Origin of the sequence: Pseudomonas sp. 18.1.10, assembly GCF_024655625.1 — a bacterium.
Taxonomy (GTDB): domain Bacteria; phylum Pseudomonadota; class Gammaproteobacteria; order Pseudomonadales; family Pseudomonadaceae; genus Aquipseudomonas.
This window is the reverse complement of sequence record NZ_JANLGL010000230.1, coordinates 1-8,281: the sequence shown is the minus strand read 5'-3', so window position 1 is coordinate 8,281 and position 8,281 is coordinate 1. Positions and strand designations below refer to the sequence as shown.

The window sequence follows — 8,281 nt, the reverse complement described above, 5'->3', positions numbered from 1 at the left end:
TGATACACCGCATTCGCGAGCAAGCCCGCTCCCACACAAGCCCGCTCCCACATTTTGATTTAGCCAGCCTTAAGCTTTGGGTACGGTACTGAACACGCCTCATCCAGAAACTTCACCACAGTACCCATGCACGCCTGGCGTTCTTCGACATGGGGCATATGGCTGGAGTCTTCAAACAGCGCCCAGCGCACATCCGCGATTTCATCCAGGAACGGCTTGACCACCAATGGCGTGGCCTCGTCATGTCGCCCGGAGATCACCAGGGTCGGCACCTTGATCGCCGACAACCGGCCAATCGATTTCCAATCCTTCAAGCTGCCAATCACGTGGAACTCGGTGGGGCCGCTCATGGCGTGGTACACCGTGGGGTCCGAGTCGACCTGCGCAAAGGTCCGCGCGACTTCTTCCGGCCATGGATTGACGCGGCACACGTGCTGGTCATAGAAAATCCGCGAGGCGGCGAGGTATTCCGGGTCTTGATAGGTGCCGGCGGCTTCATGCTTGAGCAGGGTTTCGTGCACGCCTTCAGGCAACAGCTTACGCAGGCGGTTGGCTTCGCTGACCCAGGTGCGCATGCACGTCGGCGAGTTGGCCGGGATAAACGCGCGCAGGCCCTTGGGCTGGCGGATCGCATGTTCGCTGCCGAGCATGCCGCCCCAGGACTGGCCAAGGATCGCGTAGTTATCGCGGATGTTCAGGTGGTCGAGCAGGTTGTCCAGTTCGGCGAGGAACAGGTCGACGGTCCAGAACGCAGGGTCTTTGTCCGGCAAATGGGTGGAGCGGCCGTTGCCCAGTTGATCGTAGTGGATCACGGCATGGCCGCTGGCGGCGACGTCCTTGAAGGCGTCGACATAGTCATGGGTGCAGCCGGGGCCGCCGTGGATAATCACCAGCGGCGTGCGGCCGGTGGTCAGGTCGCCGGTGACGCGGTACCAGGTCTGGTAGGCGCCAAAGGCCGCATACCCTTCGCGGATTTTTTCGATGAATTCCATTTCGTACCCTGCTCGTGAAAAAAGGATCAGGGACACGATAGTCGGCACGCCAGATTTAGGTAACTAGCAAAACAGCTAGGTTTTACCCATCGGTCAATCTTCCAGCAGGCGGTAATGGGTGGCGCGCACCACTGCTTGTACGCGGTTCTTGGCCCCCAGCTTGTGCATCGCCGAGGCCAGGTGCAGGGTGACCACCGCCAGTGAACGGCTCAACTGCGTGGCGATTTCAGCTGCGGTGAGGCCGTCGGCGGCCCATTTCAGGCATTCGCGTTCGCGTTTGGTCAGGTGGATATGCGGGTAGGTACGTAGTTCTTTACTGAACAGCGGGTAGGCCGCTTCCTGCAAGGCATGGGTAATCAGGCTGAAATCCGCCAGGGTCTGCTGTGCATCCTGCAACACGCTGCGAGCCTTGCCGATACGCAAACCGGTCAACGAGGCAAAGCCACCGCGCGGCAAGTGGATGGGCACGCTGACGCCGCAGGTCAGTTGGCGTTCGTGCAGGTACGAGGAAACCGGGGCGTGGCAGGGGTCGATGATCTTTTGCAGCGCCGTCTGGGCTTTGGCCTCGTAGGACCAGACAAATGGCGAGACCGTGCTCAAGGCCAGGTGCTGCACCGGGTCGATCTGGTAAAAACCTTCGCCGCACCACAGCGCGTGCCAATCGGGCGGCGTGTTGCGCAGTTCCAGTACCGAAGGGGTAATCAAGGCGCCGTCATGGTCGATGGGCACCGGGGTGTAGTCATACACCAGTGCATCGAACCCCAACTGTTGGGCGAGGATAAAGGTGTTGTCCATCTGTTCGTCCAGGCTCCTGCCCGGCATCAGACGGTTATTGAAGGCAGTAAGCTTGGCCAGCATCCGTTCTGCTCCCGAATTCATTTGAATCTCGACTTGCGGCAAGTAGAATGCCACGCCCCGGCGAAGGACTGCCAGGCCAAACCTATAAGAAATACTAGGTTATGGACGCACGGCATCCTCGGTAGTGTTGGCCTGATAAACGGCCGCTGCCAGCCAGGCCGATACCTCACAAGGAATGTATGCATGTGGCGTGAAATTGCCCCCGACCAGCAGTACAACGTGCAAGTCGACGGCCATAACCTCGTGGTCTACAGCTTCGGCGCTGGCGATGAGGTGCTCTTGTGCCTCAACGGCGGCCCGGGCTTGCCGTGTGACTACTTGCGCGACGCCCATGGCTGGCTCAAGGACCATAACCTGCGAGTGGTTGCATTCGACCAGCTTGGCACCGGCGCATCAGCCAGACCGACCGATGTTTCCCTGTGGGAAATCCGCCGATATGTCGAAGAAGTCGAAACCGTGCGCCAAACCCTGAATCTGGGGCGCGTGCATCTGCTCGGGCATTCCTGGGGCGGCTGGCTCGGCATCGAATACGCCATCCATTACCCCGATGCGCTGAAAAGCCTGATCCTCGAAAACACCGTCGGCGACATTCCGCACCTGTCCCAGGAACTCGAACGCCTGCGCGGCGCCCTCGGCAGTGAAACCGTGGCGATGATGCAGCGCCATGAAGCCATGGGCACCCTCGACCATCCGCAGTACCAGGCCGCCATCACCTTGCTCAACTACCGCCACGTGTGCCGCCTGGACGAATGGCCCGAGCCGGTCAAGCGCTCCCTCGGCGACTGGAACATGGGCCCTTACGAAACCATGCAGGGGCCCAACGAGTTTCTCTATGTCGGCAACCTCAAGGACTGGAACCGCATCCCCGAGATGGCCGCCTTCAAGATGCCTACGCTGATTACCACCGGCCAGCACGACGAACTCACCCCGGCCTGTGCGATGCGCATGAAGATGGCAGTCAAGCACGCCGAACTCCACGTCTTTCCCAACAGCAGCCATATGCCGTTTTACGAAGAGCCCCAGGCTTACTTCCCGGTGTTGCTGGACTTCCTCGCGCGTCACCGAGGCTGACGGATGAACCTGGCGCGCTACCGTTTTGTGCTGTCCCGGCCGCTGCAATTGCTGCCGGTGTTGTTTGGCATCAGCCTGATTACCTTTATCCTGGTGCGCTCGATCCCCGGCGACCCGGCGCGCGCCTTGCTGGGCTCGCGCAGCACACCGGACGCGCTGCTGAAAATCCGCGCCCAGTACGGCCTCGACCAGCCGTTGTGGCTGCAATATTTCTACTTCCTGAAGAACCTGCTCAAGGGCGATCTCGGCCAATCGCTGTTGTACAAGGTCGATGCCCTGAAGCTGATCGTCACCCGCATCGAACCGACCCTGGTGCTGGTGCTCGGCAGCGTGCTGCTGGCGTTGTTGATCGCGGTGCCGCTGGCCACCCTGGCGGCACGCAACAAGGGCGGCTGGGTGGATAACCTGATCCGCGTGTTCACCACGGTCGGCCTGGGCATGCCGGCGTTCTGGCTGGGCTTGATGCTGATCCTGCTGCTGAGTGTGAAGTGGGGCCTGTTTCCGGTGTCGGGCTACGGCCGCACCTTTCTCGACAAGGCGCACCACATGGTGTTGCCGTGCCTGACCATTGCCCTGGCACTGTCGGCGGTGCTGGTGCGCAACCTGCGGGCGAGCATGTTGATGGAATTGCAGGCCGATCACGTCACCGCCGCCCGGGCGCGCGGGTTGTCGGAAGCGGCGGTGTTTCGCCGGCACGTGTTGCCCAACTCCCTGGTGCCGGCGGTCAATCTGCTGGCGGTGAATATCGGCTGGCTGATAAGTGGCACGGTGGTGATCGAAAGCCTGTTCGCCATCCCCGGCATCGGCCAATTGCTGGTGCGCGGCATCTTTACCCGCGACTACATGGTGGTGCAGGGCGTGGCCATGGTGCTGGCGTGTGCGACGGTCATGGTCAACTTTGCCGCCGACGTCGTCACGGTGGCCCTCGACCCACGGGTGAAGATGCAATGAGCAGCCGCCCGTTGATTGCCCCCTGGCGCTTGCGCCTGCGCTTTGGTTTTCGCAATGGCCGGCTGACCGCCGCGTGGGGCCTGTTGATCCTGTTGCTGTGGTTTGCCCTGGCGCTGTTTGCGCCGTGGATCGCGCCCTATGACCCGATTGCGCAGAACACCGAGTTCAGTTTGCTGAGCCCCAGCCTGGCTCATCCTTTCGGCACCGATAACTATGGCCGCGACATTCTTTCCAGGGTGATCTGGGGCGCACGCATCGACCTGCAACTGGCCATCGTCGGCGTGATCTTTCCGTTCATGATCGGCACCTTTGTCGGCGCAGTGTCCGGTTACATCGGCGGGCGTTTCGACAGCTTCTGCATGCGCGTGATCGACGTGATCCTTGCGTTCCCGTTCCTGGTGTTGATGCTGGCGATCATGGCCATCCTCGGGCCGGGCCTGAAGAGCTTTTATATCGCCATGGCGCTGGTGGGCTGGGTGTCGTATGCGCGGCTGATCCGCTCGCAGATCCTGGTGCTCAAGGAAAGCGATTTTGCCCTGGCCGCCAAGAGCCTGGGGTTTGGCCATGGGCGCATTCTGTTCCGGCATTTGCTGCCGAATGCGATGTTTGGCTCCATTGTGTTTTCCATGTCGGATGCGGTGCTGGTGCTGCTCAACGGCGCCGCCGTGAGTTACCTGGGCCTGGGGGTGCAGCCGCCGACCGCCGAGTGGGGCACGATGGTCGCCGAAGGGCAGGCGTTTATCACCACGGCCTGGTGGATCTGTACGTTCCCCGGCCTGGCCATCGTCACGTTGGCCATGGGCTTCAGCCTGCTGGCCGACGGTGTCGCGCAAGTGTTGGGGGACCGCGCATGAGCCTGTTGCAGGTGCAGGACCTGAGCGTGATCGCCAACAACGCCGGGCGCGATGTGACCCTGGTAGACCGTGTGTCCTTTAACCTCGCCGAAGGCGAAATCCTCGGCCTGGTGGGCGAAAGCGGCTCGGGCAAGACCATGGCCTGTCGCGGGTTGATGCGCTTGTTGCCGTCGCCGAACCTGCGGGTGCAGGGCGCTGCCGTGCGGCTGGCCGGCCAGGATTTATTGGCCCTGGACGATGCCGGCATGCGCGCCGTACGCGGTGGGCAGTTGGGCATGATCTTCCAGAACCCCAGCAGCCACCTCGACCCGCTGATGCGCATCGGCGAGCAGATTGCCGAGGGCATTCGCCTGCACCAGGGCGCGTCGAAAAAAGACGCGCGCCGGCAGGCCATCGAGGTGCTGCGCCAAGTGGGCATTCCCGATCCCCAGGCGCGGGTGGACAACTATCCCCACGAGTTTTCCGGGGGCATGCGCCAGCGCGCGATGATCGCCGTCGCGCTGGGCTGCAACCCGAAAGTGTTGATCGCCGACGAACCGACCACGGCCCTGGATGTGACCGTGCAGGCACAAATCCTGCGCTTGCTGCTGGACCTGCGCGACCGGCGCGGCCTGTCGATCATCATGATTACCCACGACCTTGGCGTGGTGGCGCAGACCTGTGATTCCATCGCGGTGATGTACGCCGGGCGCCTGTGTGAGCAGGGCAGCAAGTACGACTTGCTGGCACGCCCGCAACACCCGTACACCGCCGGCCTGATCGCTTGCCAGCCGGCCCACAGCAGCGGCCACGCCTTGCTGCGCACCATCGCCGGGCAACCGCCGTTGCTGGATGCGCTGCCCGACGGTTGTCGCTTCAACCCGCGCTGCCCGCAGGTGGGCGCCTTGTGTACTGAGCAAGTACCGCAAGGCCTGCGCGTGGCCTGTCACTACCCGTTGGGAGCGCGCCCATGAGCCTGTTGCAGATCAAGGACCTGGAGGTGACGTTTGCTGCGTCAGGCAGCGGTTTCCTGGGGTTGAACAAGCAGTGGGTGAGGGCGGTCAACGGGGTCTCGCTGAACCTCGCGGCGGGGGAAACCCTGGGCTTGGTCGGCGAGTCCGGCAGCGGCAAGAGCACGTTGGGCCGGGCGATCCTGCACCTCAATCCGATCAGCGCCGGGCAGGTGCTGTTTGATGGCATCGACATGGCCCATGGCAGTCCGATCGATATCGCGCGCCTGCGCCACGAAACCGCGATGATCTTCCAGGACCCTTATGCTGCGCTGAACCCGCGCCACACCATCGGCGAAACCATTGCCGAAGTGCTGCGGGTACAGCGCAAGGTCGCGCCGGACCAGATCCCGCGCCGCGTCGATGAGCTGCTCGACCTGGTCGGCTTGCGCCCCGAACTGGCCAGCCGAAAGCCCGGCTCCCTCAGCGGCGGCCAGTGCCAGCGCGTGGGTATCGCCCGGGCGCTGGCGGTGGAGCCGCGCTTGATCGTCGCCGATGAGTGCGTGGCGGCGCTGGACGTGTCGATCCAGGGCCAGATCATCAACCTGTTGCTGGAACTGCAACAGCGCATGAACCTGGCGATCCTGTTTATCGCCCATGACCTGGCCATCGTGCGCCGCCTGTGCGACCGCGTGGCGGTGATGTACCTGGGCAAGATTGTCGAGGAGGGGCCGGTGGAAGCGGTCTTTACCGCGCCGCGCCATCCCTATACGGCGGCGTTGATCGAGGCGATTCCCGAGATCGATCCCCATCGGCCGTTGCCTACAGAGCCTTTGCCCGGTGAGCCACCGAGCCCGCTGAACCTGCCTACCGGTTGCGCCTTCCACCCGCGTTGCCGGCATGCGCAGGTGATGTGTTCCATGGCGTTGCCGCCTACCCATTTCCTGCACGAGCATCGGTACAGTTGCGTGCTTGAAGAACCGTTGCTTTAACCCTCTGCCATTCATTAACAAGGAGTTGTGATATGCAATCGCGCCACTTGAAGTTGCTCGCCGCCGCTACATTGACCGCTTGGTCGCTGACCGCCGGTTTGGCCCACGCCGCCGGTGTTCTCACCATCGGCTGCCGTGAAGACAGCACCACGTTCGACCCGATCAAAAGCGCGCAAAACCGTGACACCTGGGTATTCGCCAACGTGTACGACACCCTGGTCCGCGTGGATAACCTGGGCACCAAGATGGAACCGGGGCTGGCAGAAAGCTGGGAGATTTCCAAGGACGGCCTGACCTACACCTTCAAGCTGCGCGAGGCGAAGTTCTCCGATGGCTCGGCGATCAGCGCCGACGACGCGGCGTTCAGCCTGTTGCGCATCCGTGACAACAAGGCCTCGCTGTGGAGCGATCCGTTCAGCCTGATCGACACGGCCAAGGCGGCCGATCCGAAGACCCTGGTGGTCACCCTGAAGACTCCGGCTGTAGCTTTCCTCTCGCAGCTGGCGTCGCCGACGGTGTCGATCCTGTCGGAAAAAGCCATGACCAAGATGGGCGAAGAGGCCTATTCGGAAAACCCGGTCACCTCCGGCGCGTTCACCGTGGATGAGTGGCGCAAAGGCGACCGTGTGATCCTGAAGAAGAACCCGAACTTCTGGCAAGCCAAGAACGTCAGCCTGGACGGCGTGGAGTGGGTCTCCGTGACCGACGACAACACGCGTATGCGCATGGTGCAGAACAACGAACTGGACACGGCGATCTTCGTGCCGTTTTCCCGGGTTGAAGAGCTGAAGAAAGACAAGAACGTGGTGATCCACTCTGACCCGTCCACCCGCGAAGATCACCTGCTCATCAACCACGAGCACGGTCTGCTGGCCAAACCGCAAGTGCGTCAGGCGCTGGACATGGCCATCGACAAACAATCGCTGGTCAAGACCGCCACTTACGGTCAGGGCACTGTGGCTTATTCCTACATCCCTAAGGGGTCGCTGTTCCACTACGCCAACAACCTGCAACGCCCGTATGACCCGACGGCCGCCAAGAAGCTGCTGGCCGATGCCGGCGCCAAGGACTTGAAGCTCAACTACGTGGTCAACGCCGGCAACGAAGCCGACGAGCAGATCGCGGTGATTATCAAGGACCAGTTGGCCAAGGTCGGCGTGACCGCCAACCTGCAAAAGGTTGACCCGACGCAAAGCTGGCAGATGCTGGTGGACGGTGAGTACGATATTTCGGTGATGTACTGGACCAACGACATCCTCGACCCGGACCAGAAAACCACCTTCGTACTGGGCCACGACACCAACCAGAACTACATGACCCGTTACAAGAACGACAAGGTCAAGGACCTGGTGGCGGCCGCGCGGATCGAGGCCGACCCGGTCAAGCGTGAGCAGATGTATGTGGAGTTGCAGAAGCTGGCGAAGCAGGATGTGAACTGGATCGACTTGTACTACAGCCCGTACATCAACATCTCACGCAGCAACGTCAAAAACTTCCTGCAAAACCCGTTGGGTCGTTTCACCCTTGAAGACGTGGTGAAAAACTAAATAACACCGCAATAAAAAATGTGGGAGCGGGCTTGTGTGGGAGCGGGCTTGCTCGCGAAAGCGGTGTATCAGGGCCAGGTTTGCTGG

8 protein-coding genes are annotated in these 8,281 nt (G+C 61.9%); 6 read left to right on the top strand and 2 right to left on the bottom strand.

Going from position 1 to position 8,281, the window contains the following annotated elements; translation table 11 throughout:
- Positions 1–59: 59 nt before the first annotated feature.
- A complete protein-coding gene (locus NUV89_RS25310) occupies positions 60–992 on the bottom strand; it encodes a proline iminopeptidase-family hydrolase (protein ID WP_257783469.1) in 933 nt (310 codons plus the stop codon).
- 93 nt (positions 993–1,085) lie between these two features.
- A complete protein-coding gene (locus NUV89_RS25305) occupies positions 1,086–1,850 on the bottom strand; it encodes a LuxR family transcriptional regulator (protein ID WP_017734488.1) in 765 nt (254 codons plus the stop codon).
- 183 nt (positions 1,851–2,033) lie between these two features.
- Here NUV89_RS25305 and NUV89_RS25300 point away from each other — a divergent pair, with 183 nt between their 5' ends.
- The 6 genes from NUV89_RS25300 to NUV89_RS25275 are packed head-to-tail and all read left to right on the top strand — an operon-like array spanning position 2,034 to position 8,194.
- The gene (locus tag NUV89_RS25300; protein ID WP_257783468.1) at positions 2,034–2,921 is read left to right on the top strand and encodes a proline iminopeptidase-family hydrolase; all 888 of its coding nucleotides are present in this window, start codon (positions 2,034–2,036) and stop codon (positions 2,919–2,921) included.
- Between the two features lie 3 nt (positions 2,922–2,924).
- Positions 2,925–3,872, top strand: a complete 948-nt coding sequence (locus NUV89_RS25295) for an ABC transporter permease (RefSeq protein ID WP_124528080.1) — start codon at positions 2,925–2,927, stop codon at positions 3,870–3,872.
- Positions 3,869–4,726 (top strand): ABC transporter permease, encoded by an 858-nt coding sequence (locus NUV89_RS25290; RefSeq protein WP_257783467.1) that lies wholly within the window; start codon positions 3,869–3,871, stop codon positions 4,724–4,726. The genes NUV89_RS25295 and NUV89_RS25290 overlap by 4 nt, the downstream gene beginning before the upstream one ends.
- Entirely contained in the window at positions 4,723–5,679 is a 957-nt protein-coding gene (locus NUV89_RS25285; RefSeq protein WP_257783466.1) for an ABC transporter ATP-binding protein, read from the top strand. Before NUV89_RS25290 ends, NUV89_RS25285 begins: the two co-directional genes overlap by 4 nt.
- Positions 5,676–6,647: an ABC transporter ATP-binding protein gene (locus NUV89_RS25280; RefSeq protein WP_257783465.1), complete on the top strand. Its 972-nt coding sequence runs from the start codon at positions 5,676–5,678 to the stop codon at positions 6,645–6,647. Before NUV89_RS25285 ends, NUV89_RS25280 begins: the two co-directional genes overlap by 4 nt.
- A gap of 32 nt (positions 6,648–6,679) precedes the next feature.
- On the top strand, positions 6,680–8,194 hold the full coding sequence (locus NUV89_RS25275) for an ABC transporter substrate-binding protein (protein WP_257783464.1): 1,515 nt from the start codon (positions 6,680–6,682) through the stop codon (positions 8,192–8,194).
- Positions 8,195–8,281 lie beyond the last annotated feature (87 nt).

What these genes read in the sequence shown, in the direction of transcription:
- NUV89_RS25300 (WP_257783468.1), top strand. Translation starts at nt 2,034, where the DNA reads ATGTGGCGTGAAATTGCCCCCGACCAGCAGTACAACGTGCAAGTCGAC.
- NUV89_RS25295 (WP_124528080.1), top strand. Translation starts at nt 2,925, where the DNA reads ATGAACCTGGCGCGCTACCGTTTTGTGCTGTCCCGGCCGCTGCAATTG.
- NUV89_RS25285 (WP_257783466.1), top strand. Translation starts at nt 4,723, where the DNA reads ATGAGCCTGTTGCAGGTGCAGGACCTGAGCGTGATCGCCAACAACGCC.
- NUV89_RS25310 (WP_257783469.1), bottom strand. Translation starts at nt 992, where the DNA reads ATGGAATTCATCGAAAAAATCCGCGAAGGGTATGCGGCCTTTGGCGCC.
- NUV89_RS25275 (WP_257783464.1), top strand. Translation starts at nt 6,680, where the DNA reads ATGCAATCGCGCCACTTGAAGTTGCTCGCCGCCGCTACATTGACCGCT.
- NUV89_RS25305 (WP_017734488.1), bottom strand. Translation starts at nt 1,850, where the DNA reads ATGCTGGCCAAGCTTACTGCCTTCAATAACCGTCTGATGCCGGGCAGG.
- NUV89_RS25280 (WP_257783465.1), top strand. Translation starts at nt 5,676, where the DNA reads ATGAGCCTGTTGCAGATCAAGGACCTGGAGGTGACGTTTGCTGCGTCA.
- NUV89_RS25290 (WP_257783467.1), top strand. Translation starts at nt 3,869, where the DNA reads ATGAGCAGCCGCCCGTTGATTGCCCCCTGGCGCTTGCGCCTGCGCTTT.